This is a genomic window from Hymenobacter negativus, assembly GCF_017571495.1.
Taxonomy (GTDB): Bacteria; Bacteroidota; Bacteroidia; order Cytophagales; family Hymenobacteraceae; genus Hymenobacter; species Hymenobacter negativus.
Genome location: NZ_JAGETZ010000007.1, coordinates 32,823 through 55,936, shown reverse-complemented (window position 1 = coordinate 55,936; position 23,114 = coordinate 32,823). Strand labels below are relative to the sequence as shown.

The following is a 23,114-nucleotide window of genomic DNA, read 5'->3' as shown; positions in this document are numbered from 1 at the left end:
TCATTAAAAGCCCCTCCTGTTTATCAGGAGGGGCTTTTTTATTATACCTGCCCAGCAGTAAGCACAATAATATTGCTAAATACGGCGCCATTCTTGCTCCGCAGAGCCCGTACTTATTCTCTACTTTATGAAAGCAATTTTTTTACGCTTACAACGCTTAGGGGTCTTACTGCTACTGCTCTTGGTGGGACGCGGAATGGCATGGGCGCAAGGCCCAAACGTCGACCCTGGTTTTCAGCCAACGTCAGTTTATAAGCCCGCCGTTGTTCGGCAGGCCATTGAGCAGGCTGATGGGAAGCGCGTGCTACTCGGCGATATGACGCGGGCTAGCGGAAGCCCAGCCAAGGGCCTGGCCCGGCTGCTGGCTGCTAGCAATCAGTCTGATGCTGTTTTTCAGACCAATGTGCAGGCTCTGCAAGGCACGGTGCAGTACGTAGTGCTGCTGCCCAACGGCCAGCTGCTGCTTACAAGCAGCGGCGCGCTTAGCTTGGGCAGCGTGACCCGGCAACGCCTGCTGCGGCTCAATACGGATGGTACGCCCGATGCAGGCTTCGATGCAGGTACGGGTTCCTGGCAAGCAGGCGGCCTCAACCACGTGCTGGCTCAGCCCGATGGGAAGTTGCTGGTAGTCGGCACGTTCAATGTGCAGCTCAATGGGATAACAGTGCGAAACCTACTGCGCCTTGACGTTGATGGCACGCTGGATACGTCTTTTCAGACCGCCCTGGGCACTGGCCTCAACGCGGCCGTCAACTTTGTAGCCCTGCAACCCGATGGCAAAATCCTGGTGGCGGGCAACTTTAGCCAGGTAGACGGGCTACCCCGGCAGGGGGTAGCCCGCTTGCTCGCTTCCGGCGCCCCAGACGCCTCGTTTACGTCCCCCATCCCATCAAATACCACCGCCCGCGCTCTGGCCGTGCAACCCGACGGCAAGGTGCTGGTGGGCGGCGATGCCAACAGCGCCGGCGGCTGGCTCCCGCTGATGCGCCTGCTGCCTTCGGGGGTGGTGGATACTGGTTTCCAAGCTTCCGCAGCCTTCAACTTTAGTTCTAACAGCGCTTTCGCTCCAGCCTTGTTGGTGCAGCCCGATGGCAATATTCTGGTCTACACTAAGGCGAGTGCCTACACGGGGCCATCTGTTGGTGAGCTGGTGCGACTGCTGCCCGATGGCTCCCTCGACCCCAGTTTCAGCAACACCGCGCGGGCTGATGCGTCGGCATTCATCAGCAGTGTGCAGCTGCTGGCGAACGGGCAGCTGCTGGTAAGTGCTACTCAATCTCGCTACGCGTCTACTGGCGGTTTGCGCACGGGCGTGGCCCTGCTACAAGCCAATGGCGCCATCGATTCCGGCTTTGCGCCAAGTCTGCTGACGCCGGCGCAGGTATACGATGTGGTGCGCTTGGCTAATGGCAGCTATCTAGCCGGTGGCGACTTCACGGAGATTGATGGGCAGCCCATTGCCTACCTCGCCTACCTGAGTGCTAACGGCGTGCCCGATGCTGCGCTGTCGGCTCCGATGGCACCGGATAACGCTGTCAACAGCCTCTTGGTGCAGGCCGACGGCAAGGTGCTGGTGGGTGGGTTCTTCGGGCGCATTGCCGGGAGTAGTCGCGCATCGGTGGCCCGGCTGCTGCCATCCGGCACGCTGGATACGGGCTTTACATCCCCCTTCACCACCTCCCCAGATGCCTGGACTACCGTTCGGCACATTGCACGGCACCCCGATGGCCGGGTGCTGGTAGCGGGGTCGCTCCGGCTGGCCAATGGCTCTACCAGTGTCGATGTCAACGGGCTTTACTTTCTGGATGGCGCCACCGGACAGCTCGATGTCAGTATGCCCCACTACGTTACGGGGGACATGCTGGTGCAGCCCGGCGGCAAGATTGTGATAGCAGGAGAAGCTACTCCTGCGCCTGGCACCAACACCTATTCGGTCTTCCGCATTCTGGCCGATGGCTCGTTCGATTCCCCGTTCCCAGGCATCATCAATAACTTTACGGGCAGTGTTCCTACTGTGCTGGCCCAGGATGCGACCGGCCGGCTTTACGTCGGGGGGCGAAGTGGTATCAGTCCAACGTCGACCAGCTTTCTGCAGCTCTTATCAGTTGATGGCCAGCCCACCGCTGGCGGCACTGGTTACCTCAGCGCATTCAGCAAGATTAATAGCGTGGCGGTGCAGCCCAATGGCCTTATTCTGCTGGGTGGCCTTGGCAGCAGTAGTTCTTTGGGCCTGGACCGCATCACCTCACCAGGACTGGCCGACCCCACTTTTACGGCCAGCAACGGGCCGGCCAGCGCTGTCAACCGCCTGCTGGTACAAGCCGATGGCGCCATCATGGCGGCCGGCAGCTTCACCACTGTGGGCGGCCAAGCCATCGGCGGCCTCGTACGCCTGCTCGATGCCAACGTGCTGAGCATCTCGAACCAGCCGCTGGCGGCCCGCACCCAGGCCTGGCCCGTGCCCGCCCACAACCAGCTCCACCTGGCCCTGGATGCCGCCCGCCGCCCCCAGCGCGTGGAGCTGCTCGACGCCCTGGGCCGCGTGGCGCTGGCCCAAGCCGTGAGCCAAGCCGAGCTGACGCTTGACACCTCGCCCCTGCGCGCCGGCCACTACGTGCTGCGCGTGCAGTACGCCAACGGCCCCGTTACCCGCCGCGTGGTAGTGGAGTAGCAGTTGTATTGTCCCTCCTTTCCTAACTTATCTTCTTACGGTGAAGCACTTTACACTAATTCAGCGATTTGCACTTTTTCTACTGTTTTGCCTGGTTCTGAGCAAGCCGGCAGCTCAGGCGCAGGGCCCCAGCATCGACCCGTCGTTCATACCATCGTATGCCTACCGGCCGGCCAGCGTTCAGCAGGCGGCACAGCAAACGGATGGTAAGTACCTGCTGCTTTCCGATGCTGTGCGCGCGGGTGGCAGTTCCGCTACCGGGCTGCTACGGTTATTGGCCGACGGCTCTTCCCCTGACTTAGCTTTTCAGACCAACGTAAGCAGTTTGCAAGGCACTTGTCGACTCTTTAGCCTGCTGCCGAATGGGCAGATACTGCTGGTAAGCGACGCCGCCCTGACGTTGGGCAGCGTGACGCGGCAGCGCCTGCTACGACTCAATACCGACGGCACCCCCGATGCCGGATTTAATGCGGGCAGTGGTGCCGGGTTCTCCAACTTCTATTCAGTAGCAGCCCAGCCTGATGGCAAAGTATTGGTAGCCGGAGACTTCACAACATTTAACGGCAGTGCGGCCGGGCGTTTGGTGCGCCTCAACACCGACGGCAGCCTGGATGCTGCCTTTCAAACCGCTCTGGGTACGGGCTTCTCAATGCAGACCGCTGCCATTGCCGTCCAGACCGATGGAAAAATAGTGGTGACTGGCGCTTTCAGCAGTATTAATGGCACTGCCCGACAAGCCATTGTGCGGCTGCTGCCTACAGGCGCCATCGATACCAGTTTTACGCCGGCTGTGCCCAGCGGAGGCAGCTTGCTCGATGTGGCCGTGCAGCCGGATGGCAAACTATTGGTAGCCACCTATAACCCAATGCCCGGGTGGCCGGCTCTAACACGCCTGAACGCCAACGGCACCTTGGATACCAGCTTTCAAAATGGCACGAACTTCACCAACCTGAGCGGCTTGATTTCTCCGGCGATACAGGTACAGCCCGATGGCAAAATTCTCGTCCTCAGTATTGTCAGCCGAACCTATAACGGCACGGCTATCGGCAAGCTGGTACGCCTGCTGCCCAACGGTGGCCTCGACCCAGCTTTTGCCAATACCAGCGCTGTTCCGGCAAACTCACAGTTGAATACGATGCAGCTGCTGCCCAATGGCAAGGTGCTGGTGGCCCTGCTGTCACCCACTCGCTTTGCACCCGCGGGCAGCGCTGCCACAGGTATTGCCCTGCTCAATACGGACGGCAGCCGTGACCCGGCCTTTGTCCCGCTGGTACAGGCCCCCGCATCGGTCAATGCATTGGTGCAGCAGCCCGATGGCAAGTACGTAGTGGGAGGTAATTTCACCGAAATTGGGGGCGTAGCTGCTGGGTATGTGGCCCGCCTGAATACGGATGGGACGCTCGATGCCGGCTTTACGGCCGCCGCCCGGGCCTCGGATGTGGTGACAGCACTGGCGCTGCAGCCCGATGGTAAGGTGCTAGTCGGCGGAACGTTCGACCAGTTGGCAGGTGGAGTTCGTCAGTCGCTGGGCCGCCTGCTGCCCAATGGAGCGCTGGACACCGGGTTTGCCCCAGTCTTCGTGCCCACGGTATTCGGGCAATCCAACGTGGAGCTGCTGGCCGTGCAGAATGACGGCCGTGTCTTGGTAAAGGGCACGCTCACAGAGGCTAGTGCACCTCTCAACATTTTCTCGCAGCTACTGTGCCTTAATGGCGTCACGGGCCAACGCGACACGAGCTTCCCGGTCACCTACCAAGCTGATGCATTGCTGGTACAGCCCGATGGCAACTTGGTGATAGGCGGGTCCAATAATATTAGTGGCAGCCGCTATCCAATACTGCGCCTGCTGCCAAGTGGAACCTTGGACCCTTCTTTTACGCAAACGGCTGTTCCCACCAACTCGCTGAATTTTGCTACCCAACTGGCCCGCGACGCGGCGGGGCGATTGTATGCGTCGGGCAGCTTCACCAGTTTCGGCGGCCTGCCAATGGGCGAAGTCGTGCGCCTGCTTCCCAATGGCACCCCCGACCCCGGCTTTGCGGCCGGCGCTGTTAGTACCCGCATTCAGACCTTGGCCGTGCAGCCCAACGGCCGGGTGCTGGTGGGTGGGCAGGTGGGCACGCAGAATGCAAACGGTACACTACGCCTGCTGTCTAACGGGGCATTCGACCTTAGCTATAATGGAGCCACCGGTCCCAATACGACTGTGAACAGCCTGCTGGTGCAGGCCGATGGAGCCATCATGGCAGCCGGCAGTTTCACCACCGTTTCTGGCATTTCCTACAATGGCCTCGTGCGGCTGCTCGATGCCAATGTGCTGAGCGTATCAAACCAGAAGCTGGCCGCCCGCACCCAGGCCTGGCCGGTGCCGGCCCACGGCCGGCTCAACCTCGCCCTCGATGCCGCCAGCCGGCCCCAGCGCGTGGAATTGCTCGACGCCCTGGGCCGCGTGGTGCTTACTCAAGTGGTGAGCCAACCCGAGCTCACGCTGGACACCTCGCCCTTGCGCGCCGGCGCTTACCTGCTGCGCGTGCACTACGCTGGGGGAACGACCACCCGCCGCGTCATGCTGGAGTAGCTTATTCCACTTGTACCAACTTCATAAAAAAACACCCCTAACAGTAAACAGGGGTGTTTTTTTATGAAGTCACCCAATTATACAGCTGCAGCCTCGGCCACGTAATCGGCTAGATACTGGTACCGTTCGGTAAGCTGGCCACCCCTGGCAATGGTGGCCCGGGCGATAACACCTGCCGCATCATCGCCCACCAAGTGGGGCAGCACATTGTCGAGGAGCTGGCGGCCGAAGTCGCGGCTGGCGTTGCGGGGCAGTTCGCAGGGCAGGTTGTCCACGGCCATCACGGTGATGTTGGAGGGGCGTGAGTAAGCGGATTCCAGCTCGCCGGTGGCGCAGTTATAGTCGAATGCGGGGTCGGCGATGGTGCTGTTGCGCTTGGTAACAGGGACCGAGCCATCCACGTCGCAGGTCACGTCGGCGATGGTGTTGATGCGAAAATCGGGCTGCTGCGTATCGGCTTCGGTGAAGAGCAGCGGCGCGGCTGGGTGCCAGTAGGCGCAGGCAATGAGCAGGTCCGTAACGGGCAGGAATTTGTCGAAGGTCGACTCGTACTCCTCGGGGTGCTGGTGGAAATCCGGGGTGTCCCACACGCGGCCGTCGCGGCGGCGGTTGTAGTCGGAGCTGCGCAGTTGGGTGTACACCGGCTCGTTGAAAGTCAGGTATAAGTAGTCATACACGCTCACCCGGCGGATGCCCATGCGGTCGAGCACTTCCAGCGCACCCTGGGCCACGCGCCCCGAGCCAGTGACGGCCATTTTGATGGGTGGCAGCTTCTTCACCTTGAAAAACTCCTCCTGCATGTCGTCCATGTCCACGCACTGGTAGGCCGGCTTCAGGTCATAGAGGCCGTGCTTACGGCCGTAGGTGAGCAGGCCATTGTAGGCCCCCACAATGCCGGCGTAGCGCCCGAAGGCTACGATGCGCTCGCCACGCTCGTTGGTCAGCAGCTCGTAGTCGATGAGGGTGATGTTCTTCTTCAGCACGGCGCGCAGCAGGTTGCGATTAGCGGGCTGCTTCTTCACAGTGTGCGAGAAGAACAGGTAGGTTTTGTTGGGAATAAGCTGGTCGAGAGGCACCTCCTTCACGCCCATGAGCACATCGCAGTCGCTCACATCGTCGCGCACTTCAATGCCGAGGTCGCGGTATTCCTGGTCGATGTAGCTGCGAATGGGGCTGCTCTGCGCCACCACACGCAGGCCGGGAAAAGTCGCCTGGGCTTCGACGCACTTTTTGGGGGTAAGGGGCACACGCTTGTCGGGCGGGGTTTTGCCTTCACGAATGAGACCGATGGTAAAGGGCATAAGCGGGGTGGGATGGGGAATGGATGGGCTAGCAAAGCTAGAGATTTTGCGGATGGCGAACCCACTGGTCTGCTCGGCCCATACAGAATTCGGGCATTGCCCCACCGCACAGGAAGGCACAGGACACCCGCACCTGCTAAGTCCTTGTACTTAGTGTTATTACCATCCCACTCAACCTTCAACTCCCTTTCTATGAAGCAGATTACCCTACCCATCCACCGCGCCCAAGCCTGCTACCGGGGCGGCTGGCGCAAGCTCTTGGCCCTGTGCGCGGCCTTGCTCTTCCTTGCTCCATTTGCCCAGGCACAGCGGCGCATGGAGAAGCTCAACCGCAGCGTGGTGGCCCTTCGCAGCAGCGCCAGCACCGTATTCGTCAGCTGGCGGCTATTTGGTACCGACCCCGCCGGCGTTTCTTTCAACGTGTACCGGGGCAGCACCCTGGTGAATGCCACGCCCATCACCGGGGCCACCAACCTCGTTGACAACACCGCCATCGACGCGACTTATACCGTGCGCCCCGTGCTAAACGGCGTGGAACAGCCCGCTTCGGCCGCGGCCAGCGTGTGGACCGACAAGTTCCTGCGCATCCCCATTCAGCAGCCGGCGGGTGGCACCACGCCCGATGGCGTGGCCTACACCTACAGCGCCAACGATGCCAGCGTGGGCGACGTGGACGGCGATGGGGAATACGAAATCATCCTGAAATGGGACCCCTCCAACTCGAAGGACAACTCCCAGGCCGGCTACACTGGCAACGTATACCTCGACTGCTACCGCCTGAACGGCACCCGGCTCTGGCGCATCGATTTGGGCCGCAACATCCGGGCGGGGGCGCATTACACGCAGTTCATGGTGTATGATTTCGACAGCGACGGCAAGGCCGAAGTGGCCTGCAAAACCGCCGACGGCACCGTGGATGGGGTGGGTACGGTCATCGGCGATGCTACGGCCGACTACCGGGTGACCACCGCCGGCTCGTCGTTGGGCTACGTGCTGAGCGGGCCCGAATTTTTGACCATGTTCAACGGGCGCACCGGTGCGGCCATGGCCAGCACCGCCTACCTGCCCGCCCGTGGCACCGTGAGCAGCTGGGGCGACAGCTACGGCAACCGCGTCGACCGCTTTGTGTCGACGGTGGCCTACCTCGACGGCGTGCGGCCCAGCCTGATAATGGGGCGCGGCTACTATACCCGCTTGGTGCGCGTGGCCTGGGACTGGCGCAACGGTCAGCTTACTCCGCGCTGGACCTTCGACAGCAACACGGCCGGCAACAGCGCCTACGCCGGCCAGGGCAACCACCAGCTGACGGTGGGCGACGTGAACGGCGACGGCCGCGACGAAATCGTGAACGGTGCCAGCGCCATCAGCGCCACTGGCACGGGGTTCTACAACACCACCCTGGGCCACGGCGACGCCCTGCACATGAGCGACATGAACCCCAACCGCCCCGGCCAGGAGGTGTGGCAGTGCCACGAAGAGCCCGCCCGCTACGGCCAGTACGGCCTCGAATTGCGCGATGCTAACACCGGCGTACCCATTTGGGGTGTGCCCGCTACCGTCGATGTGGGCCGGTGCCTGGCCGCCGATGTGGACCCTAACTATCCCGGCTATGAAATGTGGGGTTCGGTGGGCGGCCTCTATTCCTGCACCGGCGTGCAGATAGGCACCAGCAAGCCCACCACCAACTTCGCCGTGTGGTGGGACGGCGACCTAAGCCGTGAGCTACTCGATGCCGGTTATAATTCGACCACCAACGAAGCTACCGTGCGCCTCGAAAAGTGGGTTCCCCCCACCGGCACGGCCACCAATGGCACCCTCACCCGCCTGCTCACCCCCAGCACCGCTGCCGACGGCGATGCTCAAACCAACAACACCACCAAGGCCAACCCCTGCGTAACGGCCGACATTCTGGGCGACTGGCGCGAGGAAATCCTGCTCCGCGCCCGCAACAACCAGAGTCTTATTCTCTACTCTACCTCAACCCCGACCACCGAGCGCATTTATACGCTGATGCACGACTCGCAGTACCGCTTGGCGGTGGCCCACGAAAACTCGGCCTACAACCAGCCCCCCCACCCCAGCTTTTTCCTGGGCACCGGCATGAGTGCCCCTCCCACACCCAACATCGTACTGGCTGATAGTGCCAACAACGTGGTGACGGCCACCCGCTCCACCAACGCCCGCCTGGCCGTAGCCATCTACCCGAACCCCACCACCAGCACCATCCACCTGCGCACGCCCGGCACCTTCACCTACCAGGTGTATGATTTCGCCGGCAAATTGGTAGAACAAGGCTCCGGCCACGACGACTTCCAGGCCGGCCAGCACCTGCGCGCCGGCCTCTACTTGGTGCGCGTGCAAACCCCCGACGGCCAGCAGACAACTGCCAAGGTGCGGAAGGAATAGTTTTACCCCCCCTTCTCTCCGACGGAAAGGGGTGCATTCAACGATTTACAACCGCACACAACCGGTGCCCCCTCTCCATTGGAGAGGGGGTCAGGGGGTGAGGCCCAACGTTCACGCACAATGTCACGGCACTAGCATTCTTTTTCAGACAACATGGGCACAAAGCCGGATGCCAAATAAAATGCTATAGCAAACCGAGAAAATGCTGTTTCTGAGTGTACGGGAGCTCAGGATAAGTATACGGGAGCTCTTGCGGGCTCTACCGTCACAACTTTTAGGGCTACGGGAACTGTGGTGGAGGCTACGGGAGGTACTGCCGGGCCTACGGTGGCTGTTGCCGGAACTACGGGCACTCCTGACGACACAACGGGGTTATAATATGCCGCCTTGGCCCGCATTTACGGGCGCAGCCGTACCGGCGGCAATCCTTTCGGGGCTACCTTTGTTATCCCGGAAACCCAGCCCCTCCCCCATCATTTTTTCGTGTTTATGTCGTTGAAATTCTCGCCCGTCGACGTTTTTGAGGCCCGCCACAACGCGCCCGGCGCCGACGCCCAGGCCGCCATGCTCCGCACCATCGGGGTCGAAAGCATCGAGCAGCTCATCAATGAAACGGTGCCGCCCGCCATTCGCCTGAAAAAACCACTCGACCTGCCCGCCGCCCTCAGCGAACGGGCTTTTTTGGCGAAATTCAAGCAGATTGCCAGCCAGAATCAGGTCTTCAAATCCTACATCGGCCTCGGCTATCACGACACCACCCTGCCCCCCGTTATCCAGCGCAACATTCTGGAAAACCCGGGCTGGTACACCGCCTACACGCCCTACCAGGCCGAAATTGCCCAGGGCCGCCTCGAAGCCCTCATCAACTACCAAACGGTCGTAATTGACCTCACCGGCCTCGAAATCGCCAACGCCAGCCTGCTGGATGAAGGCACCGCCGCCGCCGAGGCCATGCACATGCTGCACAGCCAGACCAAGAAAAAAGGCGCTAACCAGTACTTCGTGTCGGAGCAGGTGCTGCCCCAGACCATCGACCTGCTGCGCACCCGCGCCACGCCAGTCGGCATCGAGCTGGTGGTGGGCGACCACCGTCAGATTGACCTCAGCAACGAAGGCTTCTTCGGCGCCATGGTGCAGTACCCCGCTGCCGACGGCGAAGTGTTCGACTACACCGACTTCATTGCCGCTGCTAAGAAAAACAACGTGTTCGTGGTGATGGCGGCCGATTTGCTGGCCCTCACGCTGCTTACTTCGCCCGGCGAGCTGGGCGCCGACGTGTGCGTGGGCAACTCCCAGCGCTTCGGCGTGCCGATGGGCTACGGCGGACCGCACGCCGGTTTCTTCACCTGCAAAGAGCAGTTCAAGCGCGTGATTCCCGGCCGCCTCATCGGCCAGAGTGTGGACGCGGCCGGCAACAAGGCCTACCGCATGGCCCTGCAAACCCGCGAGCAGCACATCCGCCGCGAAAAAGCCACGAGTAACATCTGCACCGCGCAGGTGCTGCTGAGCGTGCTGGCCGGTATGTACGCCGTGTACCACGGTCCGCAGCGCCTGAAGCAGTTTGCCACCAACACCCACATCCTGGCCCAAACCCTGGAAGCCGGCCTCAAGAAACTAGGCGTTTCGCAGGTGAATGAGCACTACTTCGACACCCTGAACGTGCGTCTCGAAAGCGCCGAACTGCAGCAGGCCCTCAAGCAGGAAGCCGAAGCCATGCAGCTGAACTTCCGCTACTTCGAGGAAGTGCACGTAGGCATTTCGCTGAACCAGAATACCGAACTACACGACGTAGCCGATATTCTGGACGTATTCGCCAAAGTGCTGGGCAAGGAGTCGGACCAGCTGGCCGAGGCTTTGGAAGCCGAAGAGCTGCGCCTGCCCGCCAGCCTGGTGCGCAGCAGCGAGTACCTCACGCACCCGGTGTTCAACACGCACCATGCCGAGCACGAGATGCTGCGCTACATGAAGCAGCTCGAAAATAAGGACCTCAGTCTCGCGCACAGCATGATTCCGCTGGGCTCGTGCACCATGAAGCTGAACGCCACCGCCGAAATGATTCCGGTGACTTGGCCCGAAATCGGCGGCCTGCACCCCTTCGCCCCCATCGAGCAAGCCAAAGGCTACGAGCAGATTTTCTCGGACCTGCAAGCCTGGCTATGTGAGGTAACCGGCTTTGCGGCCGTGAGCCTGCAGCCCAACTCCGGTGCGCAGGGTGAGTACGCCGGCCTGCTAGCCATCAAAGGCTACCACGACGCCCGTGGCGACCACCACCGCAACGTGGCCCTCATCCCCGCCTCGGCCCACGGCACTAATCCCGCCTCGGCCGTAATGGCCGGCATGCAGGTAGTGGTGGTGAAGAGCACCGAAGACGGCAACATTGACGTGGCCGACCTCAAAGCCAAAGCCGAGCAGCACGCCGCCAACCTTAGCTGCCTGATGGTAACTTACCCCAGCACGCACGGCGTTTACGAGGAAACCATCATCGACATCTGCGAAACCATCCACCAGCACGGCGGCCGGGTGTACATGGACGGCGCCAACATGAACGCGCAAGTAGGCCTCACCTCGCCCGCCAACATCGGCGCCGACGTGTGCCACCTCAACTTGCACAAAACCTTCTGCATCCCGCACGGCGGCGGCGGCCCCGGCATCGGCCCCATCGGCGTGGTAGAAGACCTGGTGCCCTACCTGCCCGGCCACGCCGTGGTGCCGGTAGAGGGCCGCACTAGCGGCTCGGTTTCGGCCGCGCCGTGGGGTTCGGCCAGCATCCTGCCCATCAGCTACGCCTACATCTCGATGATGGGCGGCGACGGCCTGAAGCGCGCCACCGAAACCGCCATCCTGAATGCCAACTACATCAAGGCCCGCCTCGAGGCCCACTACCCGGTGCTGTACAGCGGCAGCCACGGCCGCTGCGCCCACGAGATGATTCTGGAATGCCGCCACTTCAAAAAGGCCGGCATCGAGGTAGAAGACATTGCCAAGCGCCTGATGGACTATGGCTTCCACGCTCCCACGGTATCATTCCCCGTGGCCGGCACGCTCATGATTGAGCCCACCGAAAGCGAGAGCAAAGCCGAGTTGGACCGCTTCTGCGACGCAATGATTTCCATCCGCAAGGAAATCGCCGATGTGGAATCGGGCAAAGCCGATGCCAAGGACAACGTCCTCAAGCACGCCCCGCACACCGCCGCCAGCGTGCTCGTGCACGAGTGGACTCGCCCCTACACCCGCGAGCAAGCCGTGTACCCGATGGAGTACGTGCGCGCCGCCAAGTTCTGGCCCAGCGTCGCCCGCATCGACTCGGCCTACGGCGACCGCAACCTGATTTGCAGCTGCACCCCCATCGAGGAGTTTGCCGACCAAGAGGAGCATTTGGTACAGGCTGACAAAGGCCCGTCATACTAGTCGTATAGCATTGCAAGAGTAGCCAAAGTAACTAGGCCTGTTCTCAGCAACTAGCTTTACCAGCAAAAAGCCCCGGCTCTGAGTGGAGTCGGGGCTTTTTGCTGGTAAAGCGTTGTCACATTAGTAGAATCGTCGTGCTGACAGGACAGATTTGCTTCGACTGCGCCTCGCAATGACAGGCGTTGTCGCTCTACTTGCTGCCCCGCTCGCCGAAGCAGCGCCGGTCCATGTAGCCAACTTTGGTTTGGCCGTCTTTTTCCAACCGAACACGCACGAAATAAGCGTTGATGGTATCGGTTATCTGCACTTCGTTGCCGGCAGTGGTTTGGGAAAGCACAGTGGAGGTTTTGGTCATGCCGTCGTATACGGGGCAATCCACGATGGTATTGTGCGCTACTGGCGCACGGCTGCCAACTGGTTTGCGCATCTCATCACGCGAAGAGGAGCAGGCAGTTAGTAGGCCGGCGATTGACAAAACCAATAAGGCAGTACTTTTCATTGATGAAGCAGGAATGATATCGTGGGAATTCGGGGGTAAGGTAGGGTAAAATCCTGTTATCTCAAGCCACTAGGCTGGGAAATTTGTCGCTCAAATCCCCTCTCCATCCGACCAAAATGTGAACGACGGGCCCCGCTTTTTCGTTAGCACAATAGCCTTTGAAACAGTTACGTTCTCTACTCTGAAACGGCATTTCAGGCCTTCCAATCATTCTGTTTTTTCCGCTATATATGAACCGCATCACCCGTTTTCTGGCTGGTCCTGCTACACTGATGGCCGCCAGCCTTATCCTTCTGCTGAGTGGCTGCACGGCAGCTTCGCGCGTAGGTGTCACCAACGATTTTGACCACGCTGTGAACTTCCGGGCCTTCAAAACCTGGGCTTGGTACCCACAGCAGCCCAGAGATGCCGAAGGTGGCCCTGCCAAAGGCTACGAATCTTTTCTTGACAAGCGCATGCGCGCTTCGGTAGCCGCCGAAATGGCCGCCAAAGGTTTGACCGAAGTCACAACGACTCCCGACATTTACGTGGCTTACAGTGCCCGCGTGGAAGACAAGCAGCAGGTTTCGCCCTATTACAATGGCCTCGGTTATCCCTACGGCTATGGTTACGGCTACTACGGCCGCGGTGCCTACTCGCCCGTAACCCAATACAAAGCCGGCACCGTGGTGATTGACATCATCGACGCGCATCGCAAAGAGTTAGCATGGCGTGGCACGGGTCAGGCCCAGGTCAACCAAAACACAATTGACGAAGCCGAAACCCACCGCATTGTGAACGGTATTCTGAGCACTTATCCGCCGCAGGATAACAACGCCCGCCGCTAAGTAGCGCACACGTTTCTATTACAAGCAAAAAGCCCGCTCAACTTGAGCGGGCTTTTTGCTTGTGGAGCTATCGAAAGATTCTCTATACCGGTACGTTTACGTGGCGCTCGGCGTGGTAGGAACTGCGCACCAGCGGGCCGCTTTCCACGTATTTCAAGCCGCGCTTGAGGCCTTCTTCCTTGTAATGGGCAAACTGGTCGGGGGTGATAAATTCGGCTACTTCCAAGTGGCGCTTGGTAGGTTGCAGGTACTGGCCGAGGGTAAGGATGTCGAGGCCGTTGGCCACAAGGTCATCCATGGCTTGGTACAGTTCATCGGGCTTCTCACCCAGGCCCAGCATGATGCCGGATTTGGTGCGATGGCCGGCCAGCTTGGTGCGCCGGATTTGCTCCAGGCTGCGGTCGTATTTGGCCTGCGGGCGCACGAGGCGGTAGAGGCTGCCCACGGTTTCCACGTTGTGCGAAATCACCTCCTGGCCACCCGAAATCATCACATCCAGGGCATCCCAGTTAGCTTTCACATCCGGAATCAGGGTTTCGATGGTGGTGCTGGGCGAGAGCTGCTTGGTGAACACCACCGTGTCGCGCCACACGCTGGCGCCACGGTCCTTTAGCTCGTCGCGGTTCACGGAGGTGATAACGGCGTGCTTCACTTTCATGAGGGCAATGGCCTCGGCCACGCGGCGGGGCTCGTCGAGGTCGTACTCAGTAGGGCGGCCGGTAGCCACGGCGCAGAATGAGCAGGAACGGGTACAGATGTTGCCCAGAATCATAAACGTGGCCGTACCGGCACCCCAGCACTCGCCCATATTGGGGCAGTTGCCACTCTCGCAGATGGTGTGCAGTTTGTGCTCGTCGACGAGGCGGCGCACGGCGGCGTATTCTTCGCCCACGGGCAGCTTCACGCGCAGCCAGTCGGGCTTGCGTGGGCGGGCGGGGGCAGCAGTTTCGGGCTGGATAACGGGCAAATCAATCATTTCAATAATCTAGAATGAGGAATGAAGAAGAAGGAATTAACCTCTGCCCATTCGATGCTTAGCACTAACAAATTTACGGCGTAATTGATGCGACTTACTCATGAGCATCAATTACGCCGTAAATCTTTCGTGAGCTAAACCGCCCTCCGCTTTATTCTATACCTATTCTTCACCAGGCCAAAGATGTTAGCTCCGGTGCCCGAAGAATAGGGTCAGGTAGACCGAGGGGAAAAATTGCCGGTTGAGGTTATCCGTTTCGGACAAGTAAGGGCTGAGGATGACCATACGCTTGGTGAACCCTTCGACCAGAAAGCCTACTTCGAGGCCCGTGACTGCATCGCGGTAGCGCCCGTACTCAAAGCTGAGGCCGCCGCGCAAATGGAAGCCAGGCACCACCTGGGTTTGGCCAATGCCGCTAAACAGCGGACCGTGGTCGAGGATGGCGTCCGGAAATGTGTGTATTCGCGGGTTATACTGCTCGTTCACAATCTCATCGGTGGCCAAGTTCGGAACGCCCGTTGCCGCGTACGTTCGGTCGTAGCTGATATAGTAAGGCATCAGCAGTCCGATGGACGGCCCTACGCTCAATAGCCCGTTCACCTGCACACCGGCATCAGCCGCCTTGCGGAACAGAATGCGCTGCAAGCCGATGGAAGGCCGCAACACAAATGCGTAGTTGGTTTTCTGGTCGATGTAGGTGCCGCCGATTCCTGTGGTGATGCGGTCTTCTTTGGCATTTTTCAGCATTACGCCTTCTAGGCTCCAGAAGCGCAGCAGCCGGTCGTCGAGCACGCGTGACGAGCGGATGGACGCCCCGCCCAATAGTCCGCCCTGGGTGTTGAAGTTTACCCCAAAAACAAATTCCTTCCGGTAAGACTGTTCGTCCGACGGTGCATCAGGCACCACGGATGGGACGGGCCGCGTGGGAGCCTGGGCACGGGCAGTGGTTACAGCCAACAAACCGGCCACCAGCAAGCCTGAAAAGCGAGAAAGAGAGAGCTGCATAAATAACCAGAAGTAAGGCCCGACCCAACGCCACCGGCGCGGCGCACCACGTAATACGTAAATTAGCTAAAGAAAAACAACTTTGTAAAGGTAACTTCCTGACTTAATGAGCACCGCAACCGCCCGCTACGCCGGCCACCTTCGCACCGAAGCCACGCATGTGGCGTCGGGCACTACTATTCAGACCGACGCCCCCGTAGATAACCACGGCCGTGGCGAGGCTTTTTCGCCCACCGACCTGGTGAGTACCGCCTTGGGCGCCTGCATCGTGACAACCATGGCCATTGTGGCCGAGCGCCACGAGTGGGACCTAACGAGCTGCACCTTTGAAGTCACCAAGCACATGAGCACCGACGGCCCACGGCGCATCGCGCAGATTGACGTAACCATTACGCTGCCTGCATCGCTGGCACCAAGCGAGCGTACCCTGTTGGAACGCGTGGCGCATACATGCCCGGTTACGCTGAGCCTGCACCCCGATTTGGTGCAGAATGTGGTGTTTGAGTATAAATAATTGGTAGAGTTACCGCTCTTCCCGGGCCGCATGAAGGTCTTGCGCGGCCCAGGAAGAGCGGTGACTTTCTATTTCACCACCGCCTTCACATCGGCTAGGCGGATGCCCATGTGGGAGGCGTCGTAAACGCATTCGCCATCCTGGATAACGAGTAACTGCGGCGACTCGTGGCGGATGCCAAACTGCTCGGCAACCTGCGCAGAGAGGGGGCGGAAGCGCAGCAAGTCGAGGTAGTAGATGGGCAGTTCGAGGCCGCTATCGGCCCACTGGCGCTCAATCTTGCTTTTGGCCGCTGCGCTGATGGAACACGTGGTGCTGTGCTTGAAAATAAGCACTGGTTGCTCGTGCGAAGCTTGCGCGAGGTCAGTAATCTGCTCGGGTTGGGTGAGGGGAAGCCAGGGGGTGGACATTGAATGAAGGGGTTAAAAACGAAGCGGATGGACGCCGGAATAAGTGGATAACTGGTACAACAGTTTTCCGGCTACTTGATTCCCCGGCGGCTAGTCATTTTTTCCGGAGTTGAGTTCCGGCTTGCGGTTTTTCTGGCGCTGCTCTTTGCGCACAAGGGTGGTGGTTTTGTCGCGGCGCAGGCCCAGAAAGCCTGAAGACTTCACGTTGGGCGCGGTGCCTTTTTTATAGTCGACGGCTTTGCTGGCCTTGGTTTGCTGGGTGCTCTGGCCCCGCTTGAGCTGGTCGCGGGTCACATCGAGGTGGCTGTCTTTGTAGGGGGATTCGGTTTTTTTGGCCTCGCGCAAGGCGCGGCGGTTGGCGGCGTTGATTTTGCCGGGCTTCTCACGCACAATCTGGCCGTGGGCCAACGGACCGCTCAGCAGGCCCAGCACGGCCAGCACTAGCAGAAGCAGCGCACTACGGCTTGCCATCGGGAGCCGGGGTGGGCATGGGCTCGTCGGGCAGGGTGTCTTCCGAAGCTTCTTTGGGCTGTTTAGGCGCCGGCCGGTGGTCGGGGCTGTAGTTCGGTTTTTTGTGGAGGCCATATTTGAAGAAGTTACGGATAGACTCGATGGGATGGAAGCCTTTGCCTCCCTTGTTATGACGCCGGCGCCGCATCAGCTTCGGCTTCTTCATCATCTGGTGCTTATCGTATTTCACCGTTGAGCGCTCCGGATACACGCTGCTTTTGATGTCGGACGTATTGTTGTTGGCGGTGGCGCCGTCGTTGCTGGGCATCGAGACGTCGGTAGCCGCTTCTTCGGTGCCAACACCCGATTTTTTCTTAGCCGAAGCGGCCGACTTGGCCAAGTCGTTGCGCAGTTTTTCGTCTTCTTTTTTCTTCTTGAGCTGGGCCAGATACTCCGGTGAGGGCTTGGGCGTGGGCAGGCGGTAGGGGTGATGAATCTTATGGTAGAGGCTACAGCTGCCCAATGCCGCCAGTAGCAGCACGCCCAGCAGGCACCGAAAAACAACGGAAGGTAGACTGTATTTCACCGGCGAGGTTTAGTAGTAGTTGTTCGTTATCAGTTGCTAGTCACCCGTGGTCAGTTATTAACGTTGCTCAATGTACGCCACTATTAACGTTACTTATGCAACCTAATAACTGACAACGAGCAACTGATAACGAAGCTAGTAGTTGCGCAGGGCCTGCACCTGCTCGCGCAGGCGCTGCTGGGGCAGAAAGGCAGCTTCCAGCGGCGGCGCAAATGGAATGGCCGTATCTAGGGAAGCCACGCGCCGAACCGGTGCATCGAGGTGCTCGAAGCAATGCTCGCCAATCCAGGCCGCGATTTCGCCGCCGATACCACCGGTCATCGTGTCTTCGTGCAGGATGAGGACGCGACCGTTTTTCTCCACAGTTTTGCGCACGGCTTCCTGGTCCCAGGGCAGCAGGGTGCGCAGGTCCAGAATATCGGCCGACACGCCCAGGTCCTGGCAGACTTGCAGGGCCCAGCGCACGCCCATGCCGTAGGTGATGATGCTTAGCTCGTCGCCTTGCGCGGCCAGCGCGGCCTGGCCGATAGGCGTGGTGTAATAAGCCTCCGGTACGGGACCCGACAAGCTACGGTACAGCATTTTATGCTCGAAATACAGCACCGGGTTGGGGTCCTCGAAAGCAGCGCAGAGCAAGCCTTTGGCATCGTGGGGGTTGCTAGGGTATACTACTTTCAGGCCGGGTGTGTGCGTGAACCACGCCTCGTTGCTCTGCGAATGGAAGGGGCCGGCGGCCGAGCCCGCGCCGGTAGGCATGCGCACCACTACGTCGGCATTCTGGCCCCAGCGGTAGTGGCTTTTGGCGAGGTTGTTCACAATCTGGTTGAAGCCGCAGGTCACAAAATCCGCAAACTGCATCTCGACCATTGCCTTCTTCCGCTTGATGCTCAGCCCCAGGCCAATGCCCACGATGGCCGACTCGCAGAGCGGCGTGTTACGCACCCGGGTCTTGCCAAATTCAGCCACGAAACCCTCGGTGATTTTGAACACGCCGCCATAGTCGGCAATGTCCTGGCCCATGAGTACAAGTTCTGGGTAGCGCTCCATGCTCTGCTTCATGCCCTCCGAAATGGCATCGATGAACCGCTTTTCCGGCGCCGGACCGTCTTTCGGGGCGGCCGTAATTGGCGCGTCGAAGGGCTGGTACATGTCGGCAATTTCCTCCTGCACATCCGCGGTAGGCATGGGTTCGGCATCGGCTTCCTGCAGGCCAGCTTCAATGGCGGCCTTGATTTTCTCGCGGATGCCGTGCTTGGCGGTTTCGGTAAGGATGCCTTCGGCAAGGAGCCACTTTTCGTAGTTCTCAACCGGGTCTTTGGCAGCCCATTCTTCCATCAGGCTCTGGGGCACGTACTTAGTGCCGCTGGCTTCCTCGTGGCCGCGCATGCGGAAGGTGAGGGCTTCGACCAGCACGGGGCGCGGGTTTTGGCGGAGGTCTTCGGCCAAGCGCTTTACCGTCGTATACACTTCGAGTACGTTATTGCCGTCGACCTGCACAGCTTCCATGCCGTAGGCGGGGCCTTTATCGACGAAGGATTTGAAGCGGAACTGCTCGTTGCTAGGCGTGCTGAGGCCGTAGCCGTTATTTTCAATCATGAAAATAACCGGGAGCTGCCACACAGCGGCTACGTTCAGGGCCTCGTGGAAGTCGCCTTCCGAAGCGCCGCCGTCACCGCTGTAAGTCAAGGTCACTTTGGGCCTTTTGTCGAGCAAATCGGCCAGAGCGATGCCGCCCGCCACAGCCAGCTGCGGGCCGAGGTGCGAAATCATGCCCACAATGTGGTGCTCGTTGGTGCCGAAGTGGAAGCTGCGGTCGCGGCCCTTGGTGTAGCCGGTGCGCTTGCCCTGCCACTGCGCAAAGAGGCGGCCCAGCGGCACCTCGCGCCCCGTGAAAACGCCCAGGTTGCGGTGCAGCGGCAGTATATACTCGTCGGCATCCAGGGCCAGGGTGCTGCCCACCGAAATGGCTTCCTGCCCGATACCCGAAAACCATTTGCTCACCTTGCCCTGGCGCAGCAGAATCAGCATTTTTTCTTCAATCAGCCGGGGGCGCAGCAGGTGCTGATAGAGGTGCAGCAGGGTTTCATTGGAGAGGTCCTGGCGGTCGAACTGCAGGGCGGTGGCAACTGGGCTCATGGGGTAAAAGGGGTGGGTTGGGAAGGGCAAAGGTAGCGGACACAGCGGTGGCTATATTTGGGTTCGTCCCGACTTCCTTTTCCAGTGCTTGTACAGTTCGGATTTCCACAAGCCGGCGCGGCGGTTATTGATGGCCTGTCTCTTCGCTAGAGAGCTTGGTCCCACGCACGAGAACGGGCTTCGACCTGCTGGCTCTGGCCTGAGCAAAGCGTCTTGCTGCTGCACCGGTCCAGCTCACCCCAGCCTCGACTGAAAAATACCAGCGCTCGTCGCCGTGTGTAGAAAAACCTTTCCGGGCATCAAATGCCCATGCAACGCTCTATGACGCTTTTTACTGCGCTTACTTTTTTGATGAGTACCGGGGGCACCAGTCCAGCCCGCGCCCAGCTGCTACCGCCCGCTGCCCCGCCCCTGATAGTAGTAGAAGCCCCCGCCCATCTCGGCGACACCATTCACCTGAGTGGCGTGTGCGTAGTGGGCTCCGGAACTAATGACCGGGAAACCACGAAGTGCTGTAGCTGCAACAACCCCGTAAATATCATCAACATTCCGTGGTCGCCCCCCGCCTTTCTCACCATCCAGACCCTGCTACCGCAGGTACCCGGCGTACAGGTGACGCCCAACTCCGGCGCGCCCGGCGACTGGGCCACGGTGCGTATTCGGGGCGGCAGCAGCTTGGCCGGGCCCGACCAGCCGCTGTACGTGGTGGATGGGACGCCTGCGCTGAACGCTGATTTCCAGCCAGGCACTTTTATCCAGGCGGCCTTTTCGCTCGGCAGCGCCCCGGAAGCCTCACTCACGGGGGCCAACCCACTGCTGGCTCTCCCCATGGAAGACGTTGAGCGCATCACGGTGATTTCGGGCGGGGTAGCGGCGGCTCAATACGGAGCGCAAGGCAGCAACGGCGTGATTGAAATAACGACGAAGCGCGGCGGCAAGCTGGGCCAGAAGCAGCCGCTGCGGGTGCGCTACGCCGCTTTTGGTGGGGTACAGCAGGTGCGCCAGCGCTACGACCTATTGAATGCCCGCCAGTATGCCGACCTGGCCAACGAAGCCAGCTTTGGGATAAATTACTATCCGCTTAGCGGGCCGGTAACCCCCGATACCGACTGGCAGGCCGAACTGTTCCAGCCAGCCGTGCTGCACAACCATCACCTGGCCCTGGACGGCAGCAGCGCCCGCACCCGCTACGCCGTGAGCGCCGACTACCTCAACCAGCAGGGCGTGGTTTTAAACTCGGGCCTCGACCGCTATTTGCTACGCTTCAACCTCGACCAGCAGATAGGCCAGCGATTGCGCCTCTCGCTGAGCACGTCGGCCTCGGCCATTAGCCAGGACTTGCCGGTAGCGGGCACGGTGGCGCAGGCATTGCTGGCTCCACCGACAGTGGCCGTGCGCGATGCGCAGGGCAATTTCCAACGCTACGACTTTGGTAATAGCTCCCGCAACCCAGTGGACTGGGCCACCACCGATGGCACCCGCGCTACCACCCGCCGCCTGCTGTTGCAAACCGGGGCCGAATACACGCTGCATCCCAGCCTCATCCTTAGCGGCCAAGTGAGCCGCGAAGAAGGCCGGGTGAACAGCAACACGCATTTTCTGGTGAACACCGGCCAGCAGGCCATGCCCACCTCTACCACTACCAGAACGCTGAGCATCAATACCACTGCCACCATTGCCCAGCTACGGCTGGCTTACGACCACACTTTTGGCGACGCCCACCGGGTGGACCTGACGGCTACCGCTGGCTACCAGCACTACCTGCGCGGCACGGCCAACAGCAGCTACGACTACCCCTATGCATCCGCATTCAGCACCGATGCCACCACCAGCTTTTCGAGTGCCGGGCTGCTGGCCAGCTACGCCTACCGCGCCCGCTATGAGTTACTAGCGTCGTTGCGGCGCGATGCCAACCGTGGTGCTCCTGGCTACTTCTCGGCCGAAATACCCACCGTCTGGCTGCCGGGGGCCGAAGTGCGTTGGCAGCTGCATCAAGAGTCCTTTATGGCTGATGCCGCCGTGCTCACCAAAGCCACGCTCTGGGCGAGCGCAGGCCAAACCAGTACCACTAGCCTGCCCGCCACTGGCTGGGGCAGCGGAGTCGGGTCGGGCAACATCCTACTGAATATTAATCAAACTGTGACTACGCTGGCCTCCTCAGGCCCGGTGCCACCTGCTCCCCGCACCACCCAGCTGGAGGCCGGCCTAAACCTGGGCTTTTGGCAGGACCGGCTGCGGGTTGATGTGACGGCTTTCCGCCGCAACACGGCTCATCTTACGGTGCCTCAAGTACTAGTGCGGGGCACGGTAGCGGGCATAAGCCTCCAGAACGAGCCGCGCGAAGCCACGTTGCGAAACCAGGGCCTCCTGTTGGGCATTTCAACCTACTGGCAGCGCGGCCGCCTCAGTGGCAGCGCCCGGCTGGCGGCTACCTGGCAGCAGCAGCGCATCCAGGCCGTGACGGCGCTGGCCGGTGCCGGCGACGTGCCCGGCCTGGTAGTGGGTGAGGCGCCGCATCCGTTTTTCCTCTACCAGCGGCTGCCGGTGTCAGAAACGGGTGTGCTTCGCTACCAAGACCTAAACAATAGCAACGGCTACATCACCGATGCCGATGCCCGCTACCAAGGCACGGCCCTGCCCACGCAGCTCTACACCCTCACCCAGACACTGAGCTGGGGCCGCCTCAGTTTCGATGCCCAGCTGGATGCCATGGCTGGCCAGCAATTACTCAACACCACGCTGGCTACCCTGGACCTGCCCTCCGGCCGTACCAACGGAACCACCCGCCTGCTCGACCGCTGGACGCCTACCCACTACAGCCCCGATATTCCCAGGGCTGGTTCATCACTCAACGCCTCGGGCCTCAGCAACCAGCGCTACGATGATGCCCAGCTGCAGTCGGCCACGTATCTGCGCCTCAGCCAGCTCAGCGTGAGCTACGCCCTGCGCCCGGCCACTGCAATGCGTCCCATCAGCGTGTGGGTGGGGGCCCAAAACCTGTTTGTGCTGACCAGCTACCGCGGCTTTGACCCCAACGTGAGCAGCGGCGGCGCCACGTTGCTGGCAGCAGGTTATGACACTAATTATTTCCCCGTGCCCCGCACCTGGCTGCTGGGCGTACGGGCCACGCTGTAACCCATAAGCTGTATGACTTTCCTAACCCTCGTGCTATTGCTCAGATGCGCGCTAGCTGGCCCGTTAGGCCCAATAGCACCCATTTCGCCCCGACAGGCTGCTTTGCAAGTGCCTGCTTTGCCCATCGTCTTTGCAGCAGTACACTCCTTACCAGGCCGTGTTGTCAGCATCAATATCCCACCGGTTTTTCCTTCGGTAGTGCCCGACCAAAT

The 23,114-nt window shown here is 60.5% G+C and carries 15 protein-coding genes; 7 read left to right on the top strand and 8 right to left on the bottom strand.

All coding sequences use genetic code 11. The features are described from left to right. Positions 1 to 127: 127 nt before the first annotated feature. Both J4E00_RS15545 and J4E00_RS15540 read left to right on the top strand, forming a co-directional pair. On the top strand, positions 128 to 2,671 hold the full coding sequence (locus J4E00_RS15545) for a T9SS type A sorting domain-containing protein (protein WP_208176105.1): 2,544 nt from the start codon (positions 128 to 130) through the stop codon (positions 2,669 to 2,671). A gap of 40 nt (positions 2,672 to 2,711) precedes the next feature. Next, positions 2,712 to 5,249 carry a T9SS type A sorting domain-containing protein gene (locus tag J4E00_RS15540; RefSeq protein ID WP_208176104.1) on the top strand — a complete coding sequence of 846 codons (2,538 nt, stop codon included), beginning with the start codon at positions 2,712 to 2,714 and terminating at the stop codon, positions 5,247 to 5,249. A gap of 77 nt (positions 5,250 to 5,326) precedes the next feature. Here the strand turns inward: J4E00_RS15540 and J4E00_RS15535 are convergent, their stop codons facing one another. Then, positions 5,327 to 6,550 carry an NAD(P)-dependent oxidoreductase gene (locus tag J4E00_RS15535; protein WP_208176103.1) on the bottom strand — a complete coding sequence of 408 codons (1,224 nt, stop codon included), beginning with the start codon at positions 6,548 to 6,550 and terminating at the stop codon, positions 5,327 to 5,329. 192 nt (positions 6,551 to 6,742) lie between these two features. On the opposite strand from J4E00_RS15535, the gene J4E00_RS15530 reads away from it, so the two are divergent. Both J4E00_RS15530 and gcvP read left to right on the top strand, forming a co-directional pair. After that, positions 6,743 to 8,956: a T9SS type A sorting domain-containing protein gene (locus J4E00_RS15530; RefSeq protein ID WP_208176102.1), complete on the top strand. Its 2,214-nt coding sequence runs from the start codon at positions 6,743 to 6,745 to the stop codon at positions 8,954 to 8,956. A gap of 489 nt (positions 8,957 to 9,445) precedes the next feature. After that, positions 9,446 to 12,364 carry an aminomethyl-transferring glycine dehydrogenase gene (gene gcvP / locus J4E00_RS15525; protein ID WP_208176101.1) on the top strand — a complete coding sequence of 973 codons (2,919 nt, stop codon included), beginning with the start codon at positions 9,446 to 9,448 and terminating at the stop codon, positions 12,362 to 12,364. Positions 12,365 to 12,554: 190 nt separating this feature from the next. Here gcvP and J4E00_RS15520 read toward each other — a convergent pair whose 3' ends face one another. Next, positions 12,555 to 12,863: a hypothetical protein gene (locus J4E00_RS15520; protein ID WP_208176100.1), complete on the bottom strand. Its 309-nt coding sequence runs from the start codon at positions 12,861 to 12,863 to the stop codon at positions 12,555 to 12,557. Positions 12,864 to 13,093: 230 nt separating this feature from the next. Between J4E00_RS15520 and J4E00_RS15515 the strand changes: the two genes are divergently transcribed. After that, complete coding sequence (locus J4E00_RS15515; RefSeq protein ID WP_208176099.1) at positions 13,094 to 13,690, top strand: DUF4136 domain-containing protein; 597 nt, start codon at positions 13,094 to 13,096, stop codon at positions 13,688 to 13,690. 82 nt (positions 13,691 to 13,772) lie between these two features. Here J4E00_RS15515 and lipA read toward each other — a convergent pair whose 3' ends face one another. Both lipA and J4E00_RS15505 read right to left on the bottom strand, forming a co-directional pair. Further along, positions 13,773 to 14,666: a lipoyl synthase gene (gene lipA, locus J4E00_RS15510; RefSeq protein WP_208176098.1), complete on the bottom strand. Its 894-nt coding sequence runs from the start codon at positions 14,664 to 14,666 to the stop codon at positions 13,773 to 13,775. Positions 14,667 to 14,852: 186 nt separating this feature from the next. Continuing rightward, complete coding sequence (locus J4E00_RS15505; protein ID WP_208176097.1) at positions 14,853 to 15,671, bottom strand: hypothetical protein; 819 nt, start codon at positions 15,669 to 15,671, stop codon at positions 14,853 to 14,855. A 106-nt stretch (positions 15,672 to 15,777) separates the two neighbouring features. Here J4E00_RS15505 and J4E00_RS15500 point away from each other — a divergent pair, with 106 nt between their 5' ends. Next, on the top strand, positions 15,778 to 16,185 hold the full coding sequence (locus tag J4E00_RS15500; RefSeq protein ID WP_208176096.1) for an OsmC family protein: 408 nt from the start codon (positions 15,778 to 15,780) through the stop codon (positions 16,183 to 16,185). Positions 16,186 to 16,253: 68 nt separating this feature from the next. On the opposite strand, the gene ytxJ is transcribed toward J4E00_RS15500, so the two are convergent. The 4 genes from ytxJ to J4E00_RS15480 all read right to left on the bottom strand — a co-directional run bounded on the left by ytxJ (position 16,254) and on the right by J4E00_RS15480 (position 19,767). Continuing rightward, positions 16,254 to 16,595 carry a bacillithiol system redox-active protein YtxJ gene (gene ytxJ / locus J4E00_RS15495; RefSeq protein WP_208176095.1) on the bottom strand — a complete coding sequence of 114 codons (342 nt, stop codon included), beginning with the start codon at positions 16,593 to 16,595 and terminating at the stop codon, positions 16,254 to 16,256. Between the two features lie 90 nt (positions 16,596 to 16,685). Next, positions 16,686 to 17,066 (bottom strand): hypothetical protein, encoded by a 381-nt coding sequence (locus J4E00_RS15490; RefSeq protein WP_208176094.1) that lies wholly within the window; start codon positions 17,064 to 17,066, stop codon positions 16,686 to 16,688. Further along, entirely contained in the window at positions 17,053 to 17,631 is a 579-nt protein-coding gene (locus tag J4E00_RS15485) for a hypothetical protein (RefSeq protein ID WP_208176093.1), read from the bottom strand. The genes J4E00_RS15490 and J4E00_RS15485 overlap by 14 nt, the downstream gene beginning before the upstream one ends. A 135-nt stretch (positions 17,632 to 17,766) precedes the next feature. Next, positions 17,767 to 19,767: a thiamine pyrophosphate-dependent enzyme gene (locus J4E00_RS15480; RefSeq protein WP_208176092.1), complete on the bottom strand. Its 2,001-nt coding sequence runs from the start codon at positions 19,765 to 19,767 to the stop codon at positions 17,767 to 17,769. 321 nt (positions 19,768 to 20,088) lie between these two features. Between J4E00_RS15480 and J4E00_RS15475 the strand changes: the two genes are divergently transcribed. Beyond that, positions 20,089 to 22,902 carry a TonB-dependent receptor plug domain-containing protein gene (locus J4E00_RS15475; RefSeq protein WP_208176091.1) on the top strand — a complete coding sequence of 938 codons (2,814 nt, stop codon included), beginning with the start codon at positions 20,089 to 20,091 and terminating at the stop codon, positions 22,900 to 22,902. Positions 22,903 to 23,114 lie beyond the last annotated feature (212 nt).

What these genes read in the sequence shown, in the direction of transcription:
- J4E00_RS15545 (WP_208176105.1), top strand. Translation starts at nt 128, where the DNA reads ATGAAAGCAATTTTTTTACGCTTACAACGCTTAGGGGTCTTACTGCTA.
- J4E00_RS15535 (WP_208176103.1), bottom strand. Translation starts at nt 6,550, where the DNA reads ATGCCCTTTACCATCGGTCTCATTCGTGAAGGCAAAACCCCGCCCGAC.
- J4E00_RS15530 (WP_208176102.1), top strand. Translation starts at nt 6,743, where the DNA reads ATGAAGCAGATTACCCTACCCATCCACCGCGCCCAAGCCTGCTACCGG.
- gcvP (WP_208176101.1), top strand. Translation starts at nt 9,446, where the DNA reads ATGTCGTTGAAATTCTCGCCCGTCGACGTTTTTGAGGCCCGCCACAAC.
- J4E00_RS15520 (WP_208176100.1), bottom strand. Translation starts at nt 12,863, where the DNA reads ATGAAAAGTACTGCCTTATTGGTTTTGTCAATCGCCGGCCTACTAACT.
- J4E00_RS15515 (WP_208176099.1), top strand. Translation starts at nt 13,094, where the DNA reads ATGAACCGCATCACCCGTTTTCTGGCTGGTCCTGCTACACTGATGGCC.
- lipA (WP_208176098.1), bottom strand. Translation starts at nt 14,666, where the DNA reads ATGATTGATTTGCCCGTTATCCAGCCCGAAACTGCTGCCCCCGCCCGC.
- J4E00_RS15505 (WP_208176097.1), bottom strand. Translation starts at nt 15,671, where the DNA reads ATGCAGCTCTCTCTTTCTCGCTTTTCAGGCTTGCTGGTGGCCGGTTTG.
- J4E00_RS15500 (WP_208176096.1), top strand. Translation starts at nt 15,778, where the DNA reads ATGAGCACCGCAACCGCCCGCTACGCCGGCCACCTTCGCACCGAAGCC.
- ytxJ (WP_208176095.1), bottom strand. Translation starts at nt 16,595, where the DNA reads ATGTCCACCCCCTGGCTTCCCCTCACCCAACCCGAGCAGATTACTGAC.
- J4E00_RS15490 (WP_208176094.1), bottom strand. Translation starts at nt 17,066, where the DNA reads ATGGCAAGCCGTAGTGCGCTGCTTCTGCTAGTGCTGGCCGTGCTGGGC.
- J4E00_RS15480 (WP_208176092.1), bottom strand. Translation starts at nt 19,767, where the DNA reads ATGAGCCCAGTTGCCACCGCCCTGCAGTTCGACCGCCAGGACCTCTCC.
- J4E00_RS15475 (WP_208176091.1), top strand. Translation starts at nt 20,089, where the DNA reads ATGACGCTTTTTACTGCGCTTACTTTTTTGATGAGTACCGGGGGCACC.